The following is a 19,966-nucleotide window of genomic DNA, read 5'->3' as shown; positions in this document are numbered from 1 at the left end:
TTGCTGGTGGCGCGGGGGTGTTGGCCGCGGAGACCGTTCGTAACTTATGCACGACACACGCGCGCCGACCTCGCGTCGGTCCTTCCTCGCCGCCGCCGGCGGCTCCGCGACGCTCGGACTCGCCGGCTGTCTCGGCGGGGGCGGCGGACTCGACGAGGTGACGGTCGCGCACATGCCGATCTACCCCGACCTCCAGTGGTACGTGATGGAGGGAGAGGGGTACTTCTCCGAGGTCGACGCCGAGGTCACCGGGAAGGAGTTCACCGACGGGCCGGCGATCGTCCGGGCCTTCGGCAGCGGCGACATCGACGTCGCCATGTTCGGGATCGTGCCGGCGATGATCGTCATCGACCGCGACATCCCCGCCAAGGTGACCGCGGCCAACATCCGCGAGCCGATGGGGATCATGGCCGATGAGTCGTTCCACGACGCCTTCGAGGCGGAGGGCGGCGACGCGTTCGCGACGTGGGCCGAGGAGAACGGCGGGCCGTTCCGCTTCGGTACCTTCCCGCAGGGGAGCGTCCCGGACGTGCTGCTCCGCTACTGGCTCCAGGAGACCGGCGTCGACCCCGAATCGAACGAGGACGTCGAGATCGTCGAGATCAACGGCGCCAGCGCCGTCTGGCAGGCGATCGCTAACGGAGAGATCGACGGCACCTCGATCATGGAGCCGGTGCCGACGATCGCACAGGAGGAGGGCTCGTCCGTCGCGATGCTGCGGACGGCCGCGCAGATCCTCCCGGGCCAGCCCGCCGCGGTCACGCTGATGAGCGACGCGGTCCGCGAGTCGCCGCTGGCAGCGCAGTTCCTCGAACAGCACGTCCGCGCCACCGAGTTCATCGACGAGAACCCGGAGGCGACCGCCGGGCACGTCGAGTCGGGGATCGGGATGCCGGCGGACCGCGCCCGTCGGGCGCTCGACTCGCCGCTGTCGAACTTCGTCACCGACCCCCGGTCGATCACCGAAGCGACCCCGGTGTTCTCGGAGTTCGCGGCGAACAACGGGCAGATCGACGAGCGGCTGTCGAACGAGGCGATATTCGACTTCGAGGCGTACGACTCACTCTGATGGCGACCGACACCGGCAGCCGGTTCGACGGGGACGAACTGCGCGCCGGCCTCGGCCTCGACGACCCGCGGCGGCTCCTCCGCGGCGCCGCCGGCGTCGTCGGGTTCGTGGTCGTCTGGTACCTCGCCTCGCTCACGCAGCCGGCGTACGTGCTGCCGTCGCCGGCGGCGGTCGGCGGCGCCTTCGCCGAGGAACTCGCCTCCGGGACGATGACGACCGCGCTGTGGTCGAGTATCCGGCACTGGGTCCCGGGAACGGTCGTCGGCACCGGGCTCGGCGTCGCCGCGGGCGTCGCGTTCTCGTGGAGCGGGCTGCTCGACGACGTGACGGCGCCGCTCGTCAGGACGCTCCGGCCGGTCCCGCCGCTCGCGCTGATCGGTTTCGCGATCGCGTGGTTCGGGATCAACGACGCCGGCGCGGCCTTCATCATCGCCGTGGGCGCCTTCTGGATCAACTACTACGCGGCGTACGAGGCCGTCGAGGGCATCTCCGAGGACCTGCTCGACGTGGGTCGCACGCTCGGGGTCCGCGGCGACCTCGACGCGGTCCGGTCGATCGTCCTCCCGGCGTCCCTGCCGGGCATCCTCACCGGCGTCCGGACCGGTCTCGGGCGCTGCTGGATGCTCGTGGTCGCCTCCGAGATCTTCGGGGTTCCGGGCGTCGGCCGCGAGATCCTGCGCGCGAGCAACAACCTCCTCGTCGACACGGTGATCGCGTACATCCTCGTGTTGAGCCTGATGTACCTCCTCGTCGACGTTGCGTTCCGCGCCGTCCAACGGAGGGTGTTAGTGTGGCGGGCGTGAACGAGGGATCGATGTCGGACGGGGATTCGGCGACGACCGAGGACGACCGCAGCGCGGCCGAGAGAGGCGCCGCAGCGGGCGGAACCACCGAGGCGTCCGGTGTCGCCGTCGACGGCGTCGGGAAGACGTACGACGGCGAGGGGAGTCCGGTCCGCGCGCTCGACGACGTCTCCTTCGGGGTCGACGACGGCGAGTTCGTCTGTCTCGTCGGCCCGTCCGGCTGCGGGAAGACGACGCTCTTCCGGATCATCGCCGGTCTCACCGACGCCACCGACGGGGAGGTCCGACTCGCCGGCGCCCCGGTCACCGGCCCGACGACCGACATGGGCGTCGTCTTCCAGGAGTACCACCTGTTCCCGTGGCTCACGGTCGAGGAGAACGTCGGGTTCGGGCTCGAACGGAGCGACCGGTCCGAGGCGGAGCGCGCGGAGCGGGTCGACGAGATGCTCGGTCTCGTCGGACTCTCGGAGTTCCGGGAGTCGTACCCGAAGTCGCTCTCGGGCGGCATGAAACAGCGCGTCGCCATCGCGCGGGCGCTCGCCGTGGACCCCGAACTACTCTTGATGGACGAGCCGTTCGGCGCGGTCGACGCGCAGACGCGGGAGATGCTCCAGCGGGAGCTCCTCGACGTGTGGGCGTCGACCGGGAAGACCGTGCTCTTCGTCACCCACGACGTCGCCGAGGCGGTGACGCTCGCCGACCGGATCGTCGTGATGGCGGCCGACCCCGGCCGCGTCGCCGAGGTCGTCGACGTCGACGTCGACCGGCCCCGCGAGCGCGGCGACCCGGCGTTCGGGGAGCACGTGGCTCGGGTACGGGAACTGATCGGAGCGCGGCCGTAAATCTCGGTCCTACTCCTCGTCCGCCTCGTCGACGGCGACGGCCAGTTCGTCGATGTGGGTCCGCACCACCGACAGCGTCGCGTCGGCGTCGGCGTACCCCTGGTCGTAGTCGTCCAGCGCGGACTCGGTCTCGTCGAGGAACCGCTCGACTGCGGCCTCGACCGACTCGTCGCTCATGGGCGTCGGTTCGCCCTCCGCTCTGTTATACCCTCGGAGACGTCGCCCCCGTCGCCGGGGCGCGACTCAGCGGCGTCGCAGCGCGTACGCCGCGAAGCCGACGGCGGCGAGCAGGCCCGCCGACAGCAGGCTGCCGTACGCGGCCGGCGAGACGTCCACGTACCCGCCGAACGGGTTCGTCAGCGCGAGCACGAGGACGACCAGCGCGACCGAGATCGCGACCCCGATCGCACCGAACGCCTTGAACGCCGTGTCGAGGTCCAGACGCGGTGATCCGCGGGAATGACTCATACCCCTCCGTAGGTGTTCCGTGAATAAATGCTCACGACGGGATTCCCACGGCGAGGGAACGGGAGGCGGGCGGAACGGAGCGAGACATAACGCAGGGGAGTGGACGGGACGGAACGGGAACGAAGGGAAGCGGACGGGACGGGAACGAAGGGAAGCGGACGGGACGGGGGCGATCGGAGCGCACCAGAACGGGACCGACCGCCGTCACTCGGGGTGTCCCTCGACGATCTCGACGCCGGAGGAGGCGCCGATCCGGACCGCGCCGGCGTCGAGCATCGCCAGCGCCTCCTCGTAGGAGCCGACGCCGCCGGAGGCCTTCACCGGGAGGTAGTCGCTCATGAGCTCCACGTCGGGGACCGTGGCGCCGCCGTCGGCGAACCCGGTGGAGGTCTTCACCATGTCGGCGTCGGCATCGACGGCGGCCTCGCAGGCGCGACGCTTCTCGGCGTCGGTCAGGAGCGCGGTCTCGATGATCACCTTCACGGGGACCGGTACCGCGGCGACCACGTCCGCGATCTCGGCGGCGACGACGTCGTCCTCGCCGGCCTTCAGCCGGCCGACGTTGATCACCAGATCGATCTCGTCGGCGCCGTCGTTCCACGCGCCGACGGCCTCGTCCCGCTTCGCCTCCGGCGCGTGCTGCCCGTGCGGGAACCCGACCACGGTCGCGACCGTCTCGGGGGCGTCCTCGTAGTCGGCCGCCTCGGCGACGTAGCAGGGCGGGATACAGGCGTTCATCCCGTGGTCGGCCGCCTCAGCGAGGACGGTCTCGACGTCGCCCCACGTCGTCTCCGGGCCGAGCACGGTGTGGTCGATGCTGGCGGCGAACGCGTCGCGGTCCATGGGCTCAGGTCTGCGCGACCGGTAAAAGACGTACCGACCGAGACGCGCGCCGACCCGGGGCGGCCCCGCCGCCGAACGGTTGGATTCAAGTCCGCCGCAGGGGAAGCGGGTGGTATGCAACCGGGAGATCGCGTCCGCGTCGAGCGCGGGGACGTCACGAACGAGGGCGTACTGCTCCCCTCGACGACTCGCGACCACCTTGTCGTCAAGCTCGACGGGGGGTACAACGTCGGCGTCGACCGCGACGCGGCCGACGCCGAGGTGCTCGAATCGGGCGCCCGCGACGTCGACGAGGGGGCCGACGCGGGCGGGGGCGAGGCCTCCGAGATCACCTTCGACGACGACCTGCCGACGATCTCGCTCATCTCGACCGGCGGGACGATCGCCTCCACCGTCGACTACCGGACCGGCGCGGTCACCGCCCAGTTCGACGCCGAGGACGTGCTGCGAGCGGTCCCCGACCTGGCCGGCCGCGCGAACTACCGCGGGCGCGTCGTCGCCAACATCCTCTCGGAGAACATGGAGCCGGCCATCTGGCGGGAGCTCGCCGAGGCCGTCGCCGAGGAGATCGAGGCCGGCGCCGACGGCGTCGTCGTGATGCACGGCACCGACACGATGCAGTACTCCGCCTCCGCGCTCTCCTTCATGCTCGATTCGCCCGTCCCGGTCGTGTTCACCGGGAGCCAGCGCTCCGCGGACCGCCCCTCCTCGGACAACGTGATGAACGCGGTGTGCGCGGTCGAGGCCGCGAAGGCCGACCACGCCGAGACGCTCGTCTGCATGCACGCGACCCAGTCCGACGACGCCTGCGCGCTCCACCGCGGCACCCGCGTCCGGAAGAATCACACCTCCCGCCGCGACGCCTTCGAGACGGTTGGGGCCCGACCCCTCGGCGTCGTCGACTACGAGGCCGCGGCCGAGGCGGGCGCCGAGGGCGACGCGGCCGACGCCGCCATCGAGTGGCACCGCGAGCCGCTCCCGCGGGGGAGCGGGCCTGACGCGGATAGCGAAGACGCCGACGCCGACCTCGCCCCCGACCTCGACGGCGACGTGGAGCTGGCGAAGTTCACGCCCGGCATGGACCCCGCCGCGTGGGACTACCTCGACGACAAGGACGGCGTCGTCATCGAGGGGACCGGGCTCGGCCACGTCCACACCGACCTCATTCCGCGGATCGAGGAGCTGGTCGAGGGCGGGGCCGTCGTCGCGATGACGAGCCAGTGCCTCGACGGCCGCGTCTGCGACCGCGTGTACGACACCGGGCGCGACCTGCTCGACGCGGGCGTCGTGGAGGCGGGCGACACCCTCCCCGGCACCGCGAAGGTGAAGCTGATGTGGGCGCTCGCGAACCTGTCCGACCCCGCCGAGGCGATGGGGCGCGACCTCGCCGGCGAGCTCACCGAGGAGTCGCAGCCCTGGAGATGACGCCCCTCGACTCGGCGCCCGCCGAACCGACCGTCGTCGTCCGCGAGGCCCGCCCCGCCGACGCCGACGCGGTCGCCGCGTTCACGCGGGACACGTGGGGCGAGCGCCACGCCGACTACATCCCGCGCGTGTTCCCCGAGTGGGCCGCGTCCGACGACTCGGACCGCGGCACCTTCGTCGCGACGCTCCCGCCCGAGGCGGTCGCCGGGAGCGAAGCGGTCGCGGAGCGCGACGACCGGAGCGAGGGCGACACGCTCGTCGAGGGCGACGGCGCGGGCGCCGCCGCCCCGGGCGAACCGGAGGCCGTCGTCGGCTGCATCCAGGGCGCCCTGCTCAGCGAGTGGGAGGCGTGGGGACAGGGTATCCGCGTCGACCCGGCCGCCCGCGGCTTCGGCGTCGGGACCGCCCTCTCGACCGCCGCGCTCGACTGGGCGCGCGAGCGCGGCGCGACCGTCTGCCGGAACATGGTCTTCTCGTGGAACGTCGCGGGGCTCGGCCAGTCTCGCGCGGTCGGCTTCGAGCCGACGACGGAGTTCCGGTTCGCGGAGCCGGAGCCGGCCGCGGATTCGACCGGTGACTCGGTCGCGCTCCGCGCCGTCGACGACCCCGACCCGAACGCGGCGTGGGCGTTCTGGACCGACAGCGACGCCCGCGACCACCTCGGCGGCCTCGCGCTCGACGACGGGGAGTCGTGGGCCTGCTCCGAGCTCACCCGCGATCGCCTCCGCGTCGCGGCCGACGAGGGCCGACTGCTGGCCGTTGCCGACGCGGACGCGCTCGCCGGCTTCGCGGTCCGCACCCGCGTCTCGGAGCGCCCGGGCGACGACGCGGGAGACGCCCCCGAGCGCGTCGCCGTGTACGGCGCCGTCGCGTGGCGCGACGTCGACGCGGCGGGCGCTCTGTATCCGGAAATCGCCGCCGACGCGGCCGCGGTCGACGCCGACGCCACGCGGGTCCTGATCCCCGAGACCGTCGAGCACGTGAGCGACACCGGCGCGAACCGCGTGCCGGTCGCCGGCGAGCCCGACTTCGTCATGCGGGCCGACCTCACGGGCGACTTATAAGCAGCGCCCGCCGAAGGCGGTACCATGACGCTCCTCTCCGGAGTCGCCCTGCCGTGGTCGCTCCCGCTCACGCTCGTGGTCTACGGGGTCGTCGTCGTCGCCGCGGCGTGGATCTACCGCGACGCGAGGGCGCGCGGGAGCCGCTACGCGCCCCTCTGGGCGGTCGCGACCCTCGCGTTCACCATCCTGCCCGTGCTCGCGTACCTCTACCTCCATCGCGACGCGGGACCGGCGCCGTGAGCGGCGCCGACTATTTATAAGCGCGGCCGCGCACCGACCGAACGAATGCCCTCCGCCGTTCGCTTCGCCCCCCTGCGAGCCCTCGCTCGCGGGCGCCGCCCCCGAGCGCTCTCGCTCCTCGTCTCGAACGTCGTCCCCCTGATCGGCGTCGTCGCCCTCGGCTGGAACGCGGCCGCGCTGATGACGCTCTACTGGTTCGAGCTCGGGATCGTCTCCGGCTGGGCGGTCGTCCGCGGCCTGTTCGCCGGGCGCCCCTCCGAGATCGAGCGCGACGCGCTGATCGCCGGCCCGCTCGCGCAGCGACGGGCCGCGCTGCCGGTCCCCCGCACGGGGCTCCGAGTACGTCTCTCCTCGCTGCTCGTCCTCCCGATCGCCGCGCCGGTGCTCTGCGTCGTCTGGCTGGTCGTCGGGGGTCTCACGGTCGGGGTCGTCGCCGACGGTGGACCGCCGGCCGCGACGCTCGACACCGTGGCGCTCGCGACGCTCGGCGTCTTTCTCGGCGAGGGGGCGACGACTCTCGTCGAGTACTTCGGCCGCGGCGAGTACCGGGAGCACAGCGCGCAGACGGCGATCCGAGGGATCTTCGCACGCGGCGCGGCGATCTTCGTCGGCGCGCTGATCACCGTCACGCTCGTCGGCGCGGCGACGCTCGACGGCGACGACCCGATATCGGCGATCGATCCCGACGCGGTCGGGCTCCCGCTCCTGCTCGGAATCATCGCGGTGAAGGCCGCGTTCGACCTCGCCGGGCTGTACGGCGACCGGCTGGCGGCGTTCGACGAGTCGGCGGCGCTGGATCTCGGGCTCTCGCACGAGCCCCCCTCGCCCGAGTCGCCCGACGGGTCGGTCGCGGGGCCGGTCGAGACGGTCCGGCAGCCCGTTCGCTCTCGGCTCGCGGGCGCGGCGGTGACGCCGCTCGGGCGTCCGGGGCTGTGGTACCTCGCCGCGGTCCCGGCGCTCGGTGCGGCGCTGTTCGCGGTCGGCGGCGACTTGGCAACCGCGACCGCCCTCGTCGCGGTCGCGGTCGGCGTCCCGCTGCTCCTCGGCGCGCTCGACCACGAGTTCCGGTACGGGCTCGTGTCGTACCGGGCCGGGGACGACGCGCTCGTCGCCCGCGACCGCCTGATCGGTGCGACGCTGTGGCGCGTCGAACCGTGGGACGAGACCGGCTTGCGCGTGGAACGAAACCGGCTCGACCGGCGGCTCGACACAGAGACGGTCGCGATCGAACTCCGCGACGACGAGTACCGGATCCCCGGGGTGGCGGACCCGGACCCGATCCTCGACGTCTTCGACAGGCGACCCGACCGGCCGGACGACTGACGGGGGCCTCCCGAGCGACGCCCCGGCTCGGCCGGCGCTATCGATCGCGATACCCGAACCCGAACGCCTAATTACGCCCGCGGCGGCCGTGGGGACATGGTCGCCACGCTGCCGGACCTCCTGCGCCTGCTCGTCGTTCCCGTCTTCGCGTGGGCGGCGCTACGGGACGTCCGGACCCGACGCCTCCCGAACCGGATCTGGCCGCCGCTGTACGCCTTCGGCGCGCTGCTGCTGGTCTGGGAGGCGGCGTCGATGTGGCCGTTCGCGGGAGTCGCGGGGCGCCTGTTCCTCGTGCAGGCCGCGATCAGCCTGCTGTTCGTCGCGCCGCTCGGCTACGCGTTCTGGTACCTCGGCGCGTTCGGCGGGGCGGACGCGAAGGCGCTGATCGCGCTCGCGCTCCTCTTCCCCACCTTCCCGGAGTACGCCGTCGCCGGCGCGGAGCTCCCGCTCGTCGAGACCCAGATCGGCGTCTTCTCGCTCACGGTCCTCACGAACGCGGTGCTGCTCGGGTTGGCCTATCCCCTCGGGCTCGCCGGACTCAATCTCCTCCGCGGCGAGCTCTCGGCGAACACGTTCCTCGCGCGCCCGGTGGCGACGGAGTCGCTGCCGGACCGCCACGGTCGGCTCTTCGAGGACGACGCGGGGGAGACGCGGAGCGGGCTGGACCTCGACGCGCTCCGGATGTACCTGCGGTGGCGCGGGCTGACGCTCGCGGACCTGCGCGCCGACCCGGACCGGCTCCGCGACCCGGAAAGCGTCGGCGAGACGTTCGATCCGACCGACGGCGGCACCCACGTCGGCCCGCGGACCGACGGCGGGACCGCGGCGCAACCGGAGGGCGAGGCCGCTCAACCGAACTCCGGACCGGCGGCGTTCGACGACCCGTGGGCCGCGGAGCGGTTCCTCGCGGAGATCGATCGCGGGGCGTACGGCACCGACGTCGAGACGCTCCGCGGCGGGCTGGCGGTCGTCGCCAAGAAGGAGAGCGTGCTGGTGTCGCCCGGGATGCCGTTCGTCGTCCCGATGGCGGTCGGGCTCGTCGTCTCGCTGACGTTCGGCGACGCGCTGTTCGCGCTGCTCGGCGTCGTCGGACTGGTCTGAGCCGGCGGAACGGGAGGCGGTCGCCGGCCGCCGCGGGTCTCAGCTCCCGGCGCGGAGGTCGCCGACCGTGAGCACGCGAGTCCCCACGGGCCGTTTCACGAACTCGCCGACCTCGCGCCCGAGCAGCTCGCTGACTCCGCGCTGGGCCGCCACGTCGAGTAAGCGCTGATCGATCCGGTCGTCGACGACGACCGTGTGCGGCGCCGTCTCCGCGGCCTCGATCGCGTCGAACGCGTCGGCGGCGGCGACCTCCGCGAGGACGCCGCGGTCGTCGCCGAGCAGGCGGGCGCGGTCGCTCCCCGAGTCGACGACCTCCTGGACGTGCTCTTCGATCGACCGCGGCTCGTCGTCGACGGGGACGTCGTCGGACGGGTCGGCCGACCCCTCGTCGGCTTCCACTCCCGATTCCGCGTCGACCGCCTCAGAGGACCCCTCGTCCGTCGGTTCGGCAGGCGTCGACTCGGCGTCGACGACGTCGACTTCGACCGACTCGGGACCGCCCTCGTCCTCGGCGACCCCGTCTTCTGCGGCGGTCGCGGGCGCCTTCTCGACGGCCTCCACGAGGCCGCTCTCGGTCTCGTCTCGGGCCGCGCCGGCGACGACGCCGTCGGTCCCCGGATCGTCGGGGTCGGACGCGTCGGGGTCGGACGCGTCGGGGTCGGACGCGTCGGGGTCGGACGCGTCGGGGTCGGACGCGTCGGAGTCGGACGCGTCGGGCGTGTCGGGAGCCGGCGCCCCGGACTCGGTGTCCCCGGCTTCTCCCTCGGGCTCTCGGTCGTCGGCCTCCCTCTCGCTCCCGGCGCTTCCGGCGCCTTCGTCGTCCGCGGCCGCCTCGCGGAGGTTGGGTTCGTCGGCGAGGGTACCGTACGGGACCTTCCCGCGGAGCGCCTCGAAGACGGCGTTGCGGTCGAGGTCCTCCACCGACTCGCCGGGCGGCGCGAACGCGACGTAGTCGACGTCGCCCACCTGCGCGAGCTCGCGGAGGATGAGCTCGCCGCCGCGGTCGCCGTCGAGGAACGCGGTGACCGTCCGGTCGGCGGTGAGATCGGCGACCGCGTCGGGGACGTTCGTCCCCTCGACGGCGACCGCGTTCTTGATCCCGCACTCGAGCAGCGTGAGCACGTCCGAGCGTCCCTCGACGACGATGACGGCGTCGGAGTCGCCGACGCGCGGGCCGGCCGGGAGCCCCTCGTACTCGACGATCCCCTCGACGCGAGCCGCTTCGCGGACCTCTTCGAGGATGTCGTCGCTCGCGAGGCTCGTCTCCTCGAAGCCGCCGGCGATCAGCTCCTTAGCGCGCTCGACGACCTCGCGGCGCTTCGCCGCCCGCACGTCCTCGATGCTCGTCACCTCCACGGAGGCCTGGCAGGGGCCGATGCGGTCGATCGTCTCGAGGGCCGCCCCGAGGATCGCGGTCTCGACCTTGTCGAGGCTCGACGCGACGGTGACCTCGCCGAACGACTGCCCGTTCTCCGATTGGACGGAGACGTCGATCCGGCCGACCCGCGACGACTCCTGGAGGTCGCGGAGGTCCAACTCGTCGCCGAGGAGCCCCTCCGTCTGGCCGAACACCGCGCCGACGACGTCGCTCCGCTCGACGACGCCGTCCGCCGCGATGGTGGCGTGTATCAGGTATTTCTCTGTGTCGTTCATGATGGGTGAATGGTGATGATCGGGCGGCGTTCGCCGCCCGTGCGCTGTTGTGCGCGTCGCCGAAAATAGTTATCGCACCCGCCTCCGTCGGGGCCCTTTGAAGAAATATATTCTACAAAAACCCATATCGAACTGTTTCGGTAAGATTTATGCGTTCATAGTCGTATTCGTTCGACATGAGACGACCTCGGAGAGATATCGTGTGGATTCCGACGTTCGCGCTGCTCGTCGCGTTCGCGGTTCCGTGGCCGCTGTGGGGCGTCGACCGCGTCGTCGCCGGACTTCCGGTCTGGATCTGGTGGCACGTCGCGTGGCTCGGGCTGTGCGCGGTCCTGTTCTCGCGGTTCGCCCGAAGCGGCGCGTGGGAGCGCGGGATGGGCCTGCGCCCCGAGGCGAACGGGGAGGACCGCGGCGCGGGGGGCGACGCGAGGGGTCCCGCCGCCGGGGGTGACCGACCGTGACGCTCGGGCTCTCGCTCGGGATCGTCGTCGGCTACCTGTTCCTCGCGCTCGCCGTCGGACTCGTCGCCTACCGCGTCTCCGAGACGACCGCCGAGGACTACTACCTCGCCAGCCGGTCGATCGGGACGGTCGTCCTGCTGTTCACCACCTTCGCCACGCTGCTGTCGGCGTTCACCTTCTTCGGCGGCCCGAACCTCGCGTTCGCCGCCGGCCCCGAGTGGCTGATCGTGATGGGGACGCTCGACGGCGTGCTGTTCGCGGTGCTGTGGTACGTCATCGGCTACAAGCAGTGGCTGATCGGCAACCGGAACGGCTACGTGACGCTCGGAGAGATGCTCGGCGACCGGTTCGGCTCGACCGGACTTCGGGCGCTCGTCGCCGGCGTGAGCCTCCTCTGGCTGTTCCCGTACGTCATGCTCCAGCAGATGGGCGCCGGCGAGGCCTTGGTGGGGCTGACCGACGGCGTCGTCCCCTACTGGGGCGGCGCGGCGCTGATCACCGCGTTCATGATCCTCTACGTCGTCCTCGCGGGGATGCGCGGGGTCGCGTGGACGGACACGATCCAGGGGCTGTTCATGCTCTCCGTCGTCTGGCTCGCCGCGGTCTGGGTGGTGTCGGCCGTCGGCGGCGTCGGCGCGGCGACGGGTGCGATGCTCGACGCCCGCCCCGACTTCGGGAGCTTCGGCGGCGGCACCTACTCGGTCGGCTTCATCGTCTCGACGGCGATCACCATCGCGTTCGGCGTGACGATGTTCCCGCAGATCAACCAGCGGTTCTTCGTCGCGAAGTCGGGCGAGACGCTGAAGCGGTCGTTCGCGCTGTGGCCCGTGCTCGTCCTCCTCCTCTTTGTCCCCGCGTTCATGCTCGGCGCGTGGGCGGCCGGGATGCCGGTCGACGTGCCCGAGGGCGCGAACGTGCTCCCGGTCGTGCTGAACGAGTACACGCCGGCGTGGTTCGCCGCGCTCGTGATCGCCGGGGCGATGGCCGCGATGATGTCCTCGTCGGACTCGATGCTGCTCTCCGGATCGTCTTACTTCACCCGCGACCTCTACCGGCCCGTGGTCAACGCCGACGCCTCCGAGCGCCGGGAGGCGTGGGTCGCGCGGATCGGCGTCGCCGCGTTCGCGCTGCTCGCGTTCGCCGCGAGCCTGTTCCGGCCGGGGACGCTGATCGAGGTCGGCAGCACCGCCTTCTCCGGGTTCGCGCTGCTGGCGCTCCCCGTGATCTGCGCGCTCTATTGGGACCGGACCACCCGGACCGGGATGATCGCCGGCGTGCTCGTTCCGCAGCTCGCGTACCTCGCGGTGGTGCTGTCGGCCGTCGTCGGCTTCGTCCCGACGCTGCCCCGCGCCGTCGCCGGCGGCTGGGACGTCGCGCTCGGGCTGATGGCGCTGTCGGCGCTCCTCACCGTCGGCGTCTCCCTGCTCACCGCGCCGACCGCCGAGGGCGACGCCTCTCGGTTCGCCGTCGCCGGGGACTGAGATCGGACGGACCGGGCCCGGGGTCCGAGCGCGAGCGGCGACCGGCTACTCCGAAGCCGGCGACTTCCGCACCTCTGAGACGACGACGTCCCAGTCGGGGTGTTCGGAGCCGTTCCGGCAGTCCCACCCGCCCTCGACGTCGACGCCCTCCTCGTGCGCGCGGCGGAGCAGCGCCCGCAGCTCGTCGCGGAACTCCGCCTCGGCCGTCGGCGAGTCGTCGCCGGGGTTCATTCGAACCGCGTCCCGTCGATGCCGCCGCCCGACGTCTCCGCCCGATCGGACCGCGTCGGAGACGCCTCCGAGCTCGGACCGAAAGCAACCGGATCGAGGGTAGCGCCGCTCTCACTAACATACATGCGTAGATCGAACCTGCCGAAATGGTTCAACTACACTACTGATAGTACAGTGGCTATTTATAATGACGGGCCGCCACCGCCGGTGCGCGGTCGCGAGTCAATCCTTCGCGCGATCGCGGCTCGACCCGTTCCGCTGCGTCCCCGCCATCGCCCAAACCCTGATATACCAAGCTCGCCCTCTATAAGGGGCAATCGAAAACGGATCACAGAGGCCAACTGATGAGTGTAATCGTGGAGTTCCGCGTCCTGTCAAGCGATTTTGAACTCGGTCAGATCCTTCCCGTCGAAGGGAACTCCACCGTCGAGCTCGAGACGCTCGTTCCGCTCGGCGAGGCCTCCGTTCCGCTGTTCTGGATCCACGACTCCACCCGCGAGTCGTTCGTCGAGCGCGTTCAGCGCCACTCGGCGGTCGAGCAGGCCACGGCGATCGACGCCTTCGAGGACCGGACGCTGTTCACGCTCGACTGGGACGCGAACCGGGACCACCTCGTCGACGCCGTGCAGGCGAACGACGGGCAGATGTTGAGCGCCGTCGGGTCGGCCACGTCGTGGACGTTCGAGGTCCGGTTTCCGACCCACGAGTCGCTCAGCGCGTTCTCGACCAGCTGCGGGGACGCCGGGATCAACCTGGAAGTGACCCGCGTGTACAACCCCTCGGAGCCGGACGTCCAGCCGTGGTACGGCCTCACCGAGCCGCAGTTCGAGGCGCTCACGCTCGCGATCGAGATGGGGTACTACGACATTCCCCGCGGGTGCACGACGAAGGAGCTCGCCGACGAGCTCGGCGTCTCCGACCAGGCCGTCACCGAACGCCTCCGACGCGCCATCGTGGCGCTCGTCACGTACACGCTCCCGGTCGGCGACGAGGGCCGGTGAGTCCGGTCTCCGGTACGTTCGCCGCCGGCGCCGAAAGTCAAAAGACCGCTTGCCACCGACTGCCGGCATGAACGAGCCCGGCACCGAGGGCGTGCTGTTGGATCAAGGGGCGCTCCGCGGTCGGCTCGACGACGCCCCCGCCTGGCTGCGCGAGCACTACCGCACCTTCCGCGAGTCGATGCTCGGCGAGCGCGACGGCTCGCCGTTCCCCTGTTACTTCGGCATCGAGGCCGAACGGGAGGGCGACCTCCTCTACGCCGCCTGCGAGTCGACGACCGACCCCGCCGCGCTCCTCCGCCTTCGCGACGTCCTAGTCGAGTACCTCGACACGTACGACGACCACGCCGACCGCGCCCCGCTGGCGGTGTTCTTCCGACCCGAGGGCGACCGAGGCGAGGCCCACTACCACGAGCGACTGTGGAACGTCCTCGAGTTCCTCCACGTCCACGACCCGGCGCCGTGGCCAGAGGGGATTCCGACCGACCCCGACACCGCGCGGTGGGAGTTCTGCTTCGGCGGCGAGCCGCTGTTCCCGACTTCGCGAGCGCCCTTCTACGACGAGCGCCGGAGCCGGTACTCGCCCGTCGGGCTGGAGGTCACCTTCCAACCGCGGGCGGTGTTCGAGGGGCTCACCGCCGACACGGAGGCCGGCGAGGGGGCGCGGGAGGCGATCCGCGGGCGCATGGCGGAGTACGACGGCGTCTGTCCCCACGCCGACCTCGGCGACTGGGGCGTCGAGGGCGACCGCGAGTGGACGCAGTACCTGTTCCGCGAGGACGGGGACGCGAGCCCCGACGCCTGTCCCCTGCGGCCGACCCGCGAGCATCCCAAGGCGCCGGAGGGGCTGCTGGAACCGGGCGCCTGGCGACGGTTCGCGGAGTCGCGCCACTCGGGCAGCGCGTCCGGGCCCGACGCGGACGCGGCCGTCACCTCGGGGCTCGGCGATGACTGAGCGCGACGGCGCCGGTTCGGTCCGCTCGGAGGGCGGTTCCGCGCCCCACGACGACGCGGTCCTCGTCCTGATCGACTTCCAGGTCGGCTTCGACGAGCCGGGGTGGGGCGAGCGCAACAACCCCGACGCGGAGGCGGTCGCGAGCGCCCTCCTCGACCGATGGCGCGCGGCCGACCGCCCGATCGCGCACGTCCGACACGCCTCGACGGAGCCGGACTCCCCGCTCCGCCCGGACGCGCCGGGGTTCGGGTGGAAGCCGGAGACGGCGCCCGTCGACGGCGAGGCGACCTTCGAGAAGTCGGTCAACGGCGCGTTCCTCGAGTCGGGACTGGACGCGTGGCTCCGCGAGGCGGGCCACGAGTCGCTCGTCGTCTGCGGGCTCACCACCGACCACTGCGTCTCCACGACGACCCGCGAGGCCGAGAACCGCGGCTACGACGTTCGCGTGGTCGCCGACGCCACCGCGACGCACGCCCGCGAGACCTATGACGGCGAGGCGATCGACGCCGACACCTCTCACCGGGTCGCGCTCGCGCACCTCGACGGCGAGTTCGCGACCGTCGTCGAGGCCAACGACCTCCGATAGGTGCCGGCCCGTCGCGTGGCGACCCCGGGTGCGACCGGTCCGCTACGACGACCCCGTGCGATCCTCACGTTTTTGCACCCGGCCGCCGTGGTTCGGGTATGCAACGCGGTCGTCGGAAGCCGGACTGGCTGAAGTCGCGACCCCCGTCCGGCTCCCGGTTCACGGAGATCAAGGAGCGCCTCCGCGAGCGCGACCTCCACACCGTCTGCGAGGAGGCCAACTGCCCGAACATGGGCGAGTGCTGGTCCGGCCGGGACGGCCCCGGCACCGCGACGTTCATGCTCATGGGCGACCGCTGCTCGCGCGGCTGTAACTTCTGTGACGTGGAGACCGGCGGGATGGAACCGCTCGACCCCGACGAGCCCGCGAACGTCGCCGAGGCGGTGGTCGAGATCGGGCTCGACTACGTCGTCTTAACTTCCGTCGACCGCGACGACCTCGCGGACGGCGGCTCCGCGCACTTCGCCGAGACGATCCGCGAGATCAAGCGGCGCGATCCGGAGATACTCGTGGAGACGCTGGTCCCCGACTTCCAGGGGGATCCGGAGGCGATCGACCGGATCGTCGCCGCCGGCCCGGACGTGATCGCGCACAACGTCGAGACGGTCGAGCGCCTCCAGTGGCCCGTGCGCGACAGGCGGGCCGACTACGAGCAGTCGCTCGGGGTGCTCGACCGCGTGGACCGCGAGTCGGACATCTACACGAAGACGAGCCTCATGCTCGGCGTCGGCGAGTACGCCCACGAGGTGTATCGGACGCTCGGCGACCTCAGCGAGGTCGGCGTCGACGTCGTCACCTTCGGGCAGTACCTCCGGCCGTCGCGCTCGCACCTCGACGTGTTCGACTACGTCCACCCCGACGCCTTCGAGACGTGGCGCGCGGTCGCCGAGGAGGAGTTCGACTTCCTCTACTGCGCCTCGGGCCCGATGGTCCGCTCGTCGTACAAGGCCGGAGAGCTGTTCGTCGAGGCGCTGCTCCGCGAGGGCCGCTCGCCTGAGGACGCACGCCGCCACGCGCGCGCGGCCGGCGGTGACTGAGAGCCCGGACACCGCCGCCGGGACCCTCCTGAACCGCCGGTCGCTGTCCCCCCGTCCGACCCCGACCGAACGGCGGTGAACCCCTAAGGCGGCTGACCCGTCTGTGGGGTCGCGAGGCCGCCGCGCGGTCATATCTGAGAATCGGTACGATCGGCGCGAAACGCACCCCGATCCCCGAAGGAAGCAATATACCTTATATGAGAGTTATTGACAATACTTGTGTAGCAGTTGACAGGGATATACTTATCAAAGAGGGGTCTATATGAGTGGGTATGTCATACCACAAACGACGGCGTGACGTGTTGAAGACTGTCGGTGTCGCGGGCGCGATCGGGCTCGCCGGGTGTTCGGCGGAAACCGGCGACGGCGGAGACGGAAGCGATGGCGGCGACGGCGACGACGGCGGCGACGACGGAATGGACGGCGGCGACGGCGGCGACGGCGGCTCGGGCGGCGGCAGTCCGGACCTGCTCACCGTCATCGGCTACCCCGAGAGCGGGATACAGCTGTTCCGCGACTACTACGCGGCGTCGGACGGGGCGGAGGACATCCTCATCCCGGACGGGCTTCAGGACCCGTCGTTACCCGGACAGGTCGGGAACGAGATGGCTAACGTCACCGGGACCGCACCGGCGGCGGGCGGTCCGAACCAAGACGCGTTCGAGAGCCTGTATCAGGACGCGTACGACGAGACGCCGGGCGTGTTCACCTCGCAGTCGTACGACTCGGCGGCGGCGCTCATCCTGGCGAACGTCGCGGCGGGCGAGAACAACGGGACCGCGGTTCGCGACCAGCTCCGGCGCATCGCGAACCCCGACGGCACCGCGTACGGGCCGGGCGAGTTCCTCGACGCCGTCGAGGCGGTCGCGAACGGGGAGAACATCAACTACCAGGGGGCGTCGAGCGCCGTCAACTTCGACCAGAACGGCGACCCGGCGTCGGCGGCCTACTCCATCTGGGAGTTCGCGGGACAGGACGCCGACTCCGTCGACGTTCAGGAGACGCAGAGCTTCGAGGGCGAGAACCCCGACGGAGCGGGTCCCTCCGCCGACGAGTCGCCCGGCGGCCTCGGCCGCGAGGTGAGCGTCGGGATCCTGCTGCCCGAGACCGGCGACCTCGCGTCGACGGGGCAGCCGATGATCCGCGCGGCGGAGCTCCCGGCCCAGCAGATCAACGACTCCGACCTCGACCTGACGGTGAACGCCCAGTTCGAGGACACGAACACCTCGCCCGACCAGGGGGTCAGCGGCGCCCAATCGCTGATCAGCTCGGGGGTCCCCGCGGTCTGCGGGACCGCCTCCTCCGGCGTGAACGTCCCGGTCTGTCAGGAGGCGCTCATCCCGAACGAGGTCGTCGGCTGCTCGCCGTCCAGCACCGCGCTGTCGGTGACGAACCTGGAGGACGACGACTACATCTTCCGAACCGCCCCGAGCGACCAGCTCCAGGGCCGGGTGATGGCGCAGGTCGCCTCCGAGCGGCTCGGCGCGTCGACCGCCGCGACGCTGTACGTCAACAACGACTACGGGCAGCAGCTCTCCGAGCGGTTCAGCAGCGTGTTCGAGGACACGTTCGACGGCGAGGTGTACGACCAGATCAGCTTCAACATCGGCGAGTCGTCGTACTCCAACGTCATCGAACAGGCGCTCTCGAGCGGGAACTGACCGCGATCGGAGCCGACGCGCCTATCGGGCGGCCGGCCGAGCACTCCCGTTTTTTTCAGACGATCCGACCGAGAAGCGGTGCGATTCGGACGCGCGACTCGCCTGCGAGCGACGCGTCGCTTTCACGCCTTCCGCTCGGTGTCGTGAAAATCGGTCCGCGGGCCGGCGGTCGGTGTGCGACGCGACCGACTACCCGCCGAGGAACTCCCGGCGGACCTCCTCGTCGTTCAACAGCGCGGTCCCCTCGTCCTCGAACCGGTTCTGCCCGTTCGCGAGCACGTATCCGCGGTCGCAGCGTCTGAGCGCCTCCTTGGCGTTCTGTTCGACCATCAGAACCGCCGTCCCCGACTCGTTGATCTCGTCGATCTTGTCGAACATCTCGTCGACGAGGTCGGGCGCGAGCCCCGCGCTCGGCTCGTCGAGCAGGAGGAGGTCGGGATCGAGCATCAGCGCCCGCCCCATCGCGAGCATCTGGCGCTGACCGCCGCTCATCGTCCCCGCCTGCTGGTGTTTCCGCTCCTCTAAGATCGGGAAGCGGTCGTACACCTTGCGGAGCTCCTCCTGCGGGACCTCGTCGAGGATGTACGCGCCCATCTCGAGGTTCTCCTCCACGTCGAGCTCCGCGAAGATGTTCTCGTTCTGCGGGACGTACCCCAGTCCCTTGTGGATGACGTCCTCGGGTTTCGTCCCGCTGATGTCCTCGCCGTCGAACGTCACCGTGCCGCCCATGTGCGTCGTCAGTCCGAACACCGACTTCATGACGGTCGACTTGCCGGCCCCGTTCGGGCCGACGATGGTGACGTACTCCTCGTCGTCGACGTCGAGGTCGACGTCGGTGAGGATCTGGAGGTCGCCGTAGCCGGCGTCCAGGTCGCGGACCTCGAGCAGGCTCATACCTCACCCCCGAGGTACGCCTCGATCACTTCCTCGCTCTCCTTGATCTCCGCGGGGGTTCCGTCTTTCAGGATCCGGCCCTGGTGCATGACGATGACCCGCTCGCAGTTGTTCATGATGAGGTCCATGTCGTGTTCCACGATGAGGAACGTGTACCCCTGCTCGCGGAGCTCGTGGATGTGTTCGAGCAGTCGCTTCTCCAACGAGGGGTTGACGCCCGCGAACGGCTCGTCGAGAAGCATCACGTCGGGATCGGTCAAGAGCGCCCGGGCCATCTCCAGCAGCTTCCGCTGGCCGCCGGAGAGGTTCCCGGCGTACTCGTCGGCGAGGTGGTCGATCTCGAAGAAGTCGAGCACCTCCCAGACGCGTTCGAGCTGTTCGGTCTCCTGTTCGCGCACCGACTCGCGGGTGATCGGCATGACCGACCGCCACAGCGACTCGCCGACCTGCCCCTTCGGCGCGAGCATCATGTTCTCGAGGACGGTCATCTCCTCCAGCTCGCGGGCGATCTGGAACGTCCGAGCGAGCCCCTGGTTCGCGATCTCGTGAGGTTCGAACCCGGTGACGTCCTCGCCGTTGAACCGGACCGTTCCCTCGTCGGGGTCGAGCATCCCGGTGATGAGGTTGAACGTCGTCGACTTCCCCGCTCCGTTCGGGCCGATGAGACCCGTCAGCGTCCCTTCCTCGACGTCGAAGCTGACGTCGTCGACGGCGACGATCCCCCCGAACTCCTTCCGGAGCCCCTCGACTTCCAGGGGCGCGTATCGGTCCCCGTCGTCCCCGCTCGGGAGGTCGGCCTCGGAACCCATCACCTCGGTCAGGTCGGTCTCG

General features: G+C 71.0%; 22 protein-coding genes. 15 read left to right on the top strand and 7 right to left on the bottom strand.

Features of this window, described 5'->3' with window-relative positions:
• Positions 1–46: 46 nt before the first annotated feature.
• Genes FGM06_RS01765 through FGM06_RS01755 form a run of 3 tightly spaced genes read left to right on the top strand, consistent with a single transcriptional unit; the run spans position 47 to position 2,714 of the window.
• Entirely contained in the window at positions 47–1,069 is a 1,023-nt protein-coding gene (locus FGM06_RS01765) for an ABC transporter substrate-binding protein (RefSeq protein ID WP_144796876.1), read from the top strand.
• Positions 1,069–1,872 (top strand): ABC transporter permease, encoded by an 804-nt coding sequence (locus FGM06_RS01760; protein ID WP_144796874.1) that lies wholly within the window; start codon positions 1,069–1,071, stop codon positions 1,870–1,872. Before FGM06_RS01765 ends, FGM06_RS01760 begins: the two co-directional genes overlap by 1 nt.
• Positions 1,860–2,714: an ABC transporter ATP-binding protein gene (locus tag FGM06_RS01755; protein ID WP_144796872.1), complete on the top strand. Its 855-nt coding sequence runs from the start codon at positions 1,860–1,862 to the stop codon at positions 2,712–2,714. Before FGM06_RS01760 ends, FGM06_RS01755 begins: the two co-directional genes overlap by 13 nt.
• A 9-nt stretch (positions 2,715–2,723) precedes the next feature.
• Here FGM06_RS01755 and FGM06_RS15910 read toward each other — a convergent pair whose 3' ends face one another.
• From FGM06_RS15910 to deoC, 3 genes are all read right to left on the bottom strand, one after another.
• Positions 2,724–2,891, bottom strand: a complete 168-nt coding sequence (locus tag FGM06_RS15910) for a hypothetical protein (RefSeq protein WP_186310942.1) — start codon at positions 2,889–2,891, stop codon at positions 2,724–2,726.
• Between the two features lie 66 nt (positions 2,892–2,957).
• Positions 2,958–3,182, bottom strand: a complete 225-nt coding sequence (locus FGM06_RS01750; RefSeq protein WP_144796869.1) for a hypothetical protein — start codon at positions 3,180–3,182, stop codon at positions 2,958–2,960.
• Positions 3,183–3,386: 204 nt separating this feature from the next.
• Positions 3,387–4,025, bottom strand: a complete 639-nt coding sequence (gene deoC, locus FGM06_RS01745; protein ID WP_144796868.1) for a deoxyribose-phosphate aldolase — start codon at positions 4,023–4,025, stop codon at positions 3,387–3,389.
• A 114-nt stretch (positions 4,026–4,139) separates the two neighbouring features.
• Between deoC and gatD the strand changes: the two genes are divergently transcribed.
• The 5 genes from gatD (at position 4,140) to FGM06_RS01720 (ending at position 9,178) form a co-directional block, all read left to right on the top strand.
• Positions 4,140–5,450: a Glu-tRNA(Gln) amidotransferase subunit GatD gene (gene gatD, locus FGM06_RS01740; protein WP_144796866.1), complete on the top strand. Its 1,311-nt coding sequence runs from the start codon at positions 4,140–4,142 to the stop codon at positions 5,448–5,450.
• Positions 5,447–6,514, top strand: coding sequence for a GNAT family N-acetyltransferase (locus FGM06_RS01735; protein ID WP_144796863.1), 1,068 nt, complete (start codon positions 5,447–5,449; stop codon positions 6,512–6,514). The genes gatD and FGM06_RS01735 overlap by 4 nt, the downstream gene beginning before the upstream one ends.
• A 24-nt stretch (positions 6,515–6,538) precedes the next feature.
• On the top strand, positions 6,539–6,754 hold the full coding sequence (locus FGM06_RS01730; protein ID WP_144796861.1) for a hypothetical protein: 216 nt from the start codon (positions 6,539–6,541) through the stop codon (positions 6,752–6,754).
• 45 nt (positions 6,755–6,799) lie between these two features.
• Positions 6,800–8,077 (top strand): DUF6498-containing protein, encoded by a 1,278-nt coding sequence (locus tag FGM06_RS01725; RefSeq protein WP_144796858.1) that lies wholly within the window; start codon positions 6,800–6,802, stop codon positions 8,075–8,077.
• A gap of 96 nt (positions 8,078–8,173) precedes the next feature.
• The gene (locus FGM06_RS01720) at positions 8,174–9,178 is read left to right on the top strand and encodes a prepilin peptidase (RefSeq protein WP_144796855.1); all 1,005 of its coding nucleotides are present in this window, start codon (positions 8,174–8,176) and stop codon (positions 9,176–9,178) included.
• A gap of 39 nt (positions 9,179–9,217) precedes the next feature.
• On the opposite strand, the gene dnaG is transcribed toward FGM06_RS01720, so the two are convergent.
• Positions 9,218–10,831: a DNA primase DnaG gene (dnaG, locus tag FGM06_RS01715; RefSeq protein WP_144796853.1), complete on the bottom strand. Its 1,614-nt coding sequence runs from the start codon at positions 10,829–10,831 to the stop codon at positions 9,218–9,220.
• Positions 10,832–11,007: 176 nt separating this feature from the next.
• Between dnaG and FGM06_RS01710 the strand changes: the two genes are divergently transcribed.
• Together FGM06_RS01710 and FGM06_RS01705 are read left to right on the top strand one after the other, a co-directional pair.
• Entirely contained in the window at positions 11,008–11,292 is a 285-nt protein-coding gene (locus tag FGM06_RS01710; RefSeq protein ID WP_241662512.1) for a DUF3311 domain-containing protein, read from the top strand.
• Entirely contained in the window at positions 11,289–12,773 is a 1,485-nt protein-coding gene (locus tag FGM06_RS01705; protein ID WP_144796851.1) for a sodium:solute symporter family protein, read from the top strand. The genes FGM06_RS01710 and FGM06_RS01705 overlap by 4 nt, the downstream gene beginning before the upstream one ends.
• Before the next feature lie 45 nt (positions 12,774–12,818).
• Here FGM06_RS01705 and FGM06_RS01700 read toward each other — a convergent pair whose 3' ends face one another.
• Positions 12,819–13,004, bottom strand: a complete 186-nt coding sequence (locus FGM06_RS01700; protein ID WP_144796849.1) for a hypothetical protein — start codon at positions 13,002–13,004, stop codon at positions 12,819–12,821.
• Positions 13,005–13,348: 344 nt separating this feature from the next.
• On the opposite strand from FGM06_RS01700, the gene FGM06_RS01695 reads away from it, so the two are divergent.
• The 5 genes from FGM06_RS01695 (at position 13,349) to FGM06_RS01675 (ending at position 18,241) form a co-directional block, all read left to right on the top strand.
• On the top strand, positions 13,349–14,005 hold the full coding sequence (locus tag FGM06_RS01695; protein ID WP_144796847.1) for a helix-turn-helix domain-containing protein: 657 nt from the start codon (positions 13,349–13,351) through the stop codon (positions 14,003–14,005).
• A 67-nt stretch (positions 14,006–14,072) separates the two neighbouring features.
• Positions 14,073–14,957 carry a YqcI/YcgG family protein gene (locus FGM06_RS01690; protein WP_144796845.1) on the top strand — a complete coding sequence of 295 codons (885 nt, stop codon included), beginning with the start codon at positions 14,073–14,075 and terminating at the stop codon, positions 14,955–14,957.
• A complete protein-coding gene (locus tag FGM06_RS01685; RefSeq protein ID WP_144796843.1) occupies positions 14,950–15,543 on the top strand; it encodes a cysteine hydrolase family protein in 594 nt (197 codons plus the stop codon). Before FGM06_RS01690 ends, FGM06_RS01685 begins: the two co-directional genes overlap by 8 nt.
• 98 nt (positions 15,544–15,641) lie before the next feature.
• On the top strand, positions 15,642–16,580 hold the full coding sequence (lipA, locus tag FGM06_RS01680) for a lipoyl synthase (RefSeq protein ID WP_144796841.1): 939 nt from the start codon (positions 15,642–15,644) through the stop codon (positions 16,578–16,580).
• Positions 16,581–16,852: 272 nt separating this feature from the next.
• Positions 16,853–18,241 carry an ABC transporter substrate-binding protein gene (locus tag FGM06_RS01675; RefSeq protein ID WP_144796839.1) on the top strand — a complete coding sequence of 463 codons (1,389 nt, stop codon included), beginning with the start codon at positions 16,853–16,855 and terminating at the stop codon, positions 18,239–18,241.
• 189 nt (positions 18,242–18,430) lie between these two features.
• On the opposite strand, the gene FGM06_RS01670 is transcribed toward FGM06_RS01675, so the two are convergent.
• On the bottom strand, positions 18,431–19,135 hold the full coding sequence (locus FGM06_RS01670; protein WP_144796837.1) for an ABC transporter ATP-binding protein: 705 nt from the start codon (positions 19,133–19,135) through the stop codon (positions 18,431–18,433).
• Positions 19,132–19,944 carry an ABC transporter ATP-binding protein gene (locus FGM06_RS01665; protein ID WP_241662541.1) on the bottom strand — a complete coding sequence of 271 codons (813 nt, stop codon included), beginning with the start codon at positions 19,942–19,944 and terminating at the stop codon, positions 19,132–19,134. The genes FGM06_RS01670 and FGM06_RS01665 overlap by 4 nt, the downstream gene beginning before the upstream one ends.
• Between the last annotated feature and the right edge of the window lie 22 nt (positions 19,945–19,966).

The organism is Halorubrum depositum, from assembly GCF_007671725.1.
GTDB classification, from domain to species: Archaea; Halobacteriota; Halobacteria; order Halobacteriales; family Haloferacaceae; genus Halorubrum; species Halorubrum depositum.
This window is presented reverse-complemented; position numbering and strand designations above follow the sequence as displayed.

Bases quoted from the DNA above. Each gene is read 5' to 3' on its own strand.
- FGM06_RS01760 (WP_144796874.1), top strand. From the start codon at position 1,069: ATGGCGACCGACACCGGCAGCCGGTTCGACGGGGACGAACTGCGCGCC.
- FGM06_RS01675 (WP_144796839.1), top strand. From the start codon at position 16,853: ATGTCATACCACAAACGACGGCGTGACGTGTTGAAGACTGTCGGTGTC.
- FGM06_RS01765 (WP_144796876.1), top strand. From the start codon at position 47: ATGCACGACACACGCGCGCCGACCTCGCGTCGGTCCTTCCTCGCCGCC.
- FGM06_RS01670 (WP_144796837.1), bottom strand. From the start codon at position 19,135: ATGAGCCTGCTCGAGGTCCGCGACCTGGACGCCGGCTACGGCGACCTC.
- FGM06_RS01685 (WP_144796843.1), top strand. From the start codon at position 14,950: ATGACTGAGCGCGACGGCGCCGGTTCGGTCCGCTCGGAGGGCGGTTCC.
- FGM06_RS15910 (WP_186310942.1), bottom strand. From the start codon at position 2,891: ATGAGCGACGAGTCGGTCGAGGCCGCAGTCGAGCGGTTCCTCGACGAG.
- FGM06_RS01665 (WP_241662541.1), bottom strand. From the start codon at position 19,944: ATGGGTTCCGAGGCCGACCTCCCGAGCGGGGACGACGGGGACCGATAC.
- lipA (WP_144796841.1), top strand. From the start codon at position 15,642: ATGCAACGCGGTCGTCGGAAGCCGGACTGGCTGAAGTCGCGACCCCCG.
- FGM06_RS01700 (WP_144796849.1), bottom strand. From the start codon at position 13,004: ATGAACCCCGGCGACGACTCGCCGACGGCCGAGGCGGAGTTCCGCGAC.
- FGM06_RS01730 (WP_144796861.1), top strand. From the start codon at position 6,539: ATGACGCTCCTCTCCGGAGTCGCCCTGCCGTGGTCGCTCCCGCTCACG.
- gatD (WP_144796866.1), top strand. From the start codon at position 4,140: ATGCAACCGGGAGATCGCGTCCGCGTCGAGCGCGGGGACGTCACGAAC.
- FGM06_RS01710 (WP_241662512.1), top strand. From the start codon at position 11,008: ATGAGACGACCTCGGAGAGATATCGTGTGGATTCCGACGTTCGCGCTG.
- dnaG (WP_144796853.1), bottom strand. From the start codon at position 10,831: ATGAACGACACAGAGAAATACCTGATACACGCCACCATCGCGGCGGAC.
- FGM06_RS01720 (WP_144796855.1), top strand. From the start codon at position 8,174: ATGGTCGCCACGCTGCCGGACCTCCTGCGCCTGCTCGTCGTTCCCGTC.
- FGM06_RS01735 (WP_144796863.1), top strand. From the start codon at position 5,447: ATGACGCCCCTCGACTCGGCGCCCGCCGAACCGACCGTCGTCGTCCGC.
- FGM06_RS01750 (WP_144796869.1), bottom strand. From the start codon at position 3,182: ATGAGTCATTCCCGCGGATCACCGCGTCTGGACCTCGACACGGCGTTC.
- deoC (WP_144796868.1), bottom strand. From the start codon at position 4,025: ATGGACCGCGACGCGTTCGCCGCCAGCATCGACCACACCGTGCTCGGC.
- FGM06_RS01695 (WP_144796847.1), top strand. From the start codon at position 13,349: ATGAGTGTAATCGTGGAGTTCCGCGTCCTGTCAAGCGATTTTGAACTC.
- FGM06_RS01690 (WP_144796845.1), top strand. From the start codon at position 14,073: ATGAACGAGCCCGGCACCGAGGGCGTGCTGTTGGATCAAGGGGCGCTC.
- FGM06_RS01725 (WP_144796858.1), top strand. From the start codon at position 6,800: ATGCCCTCCGCCGTTCGCTTCGCCCCCCTGCGAGCCCTCGCTCGCGGG.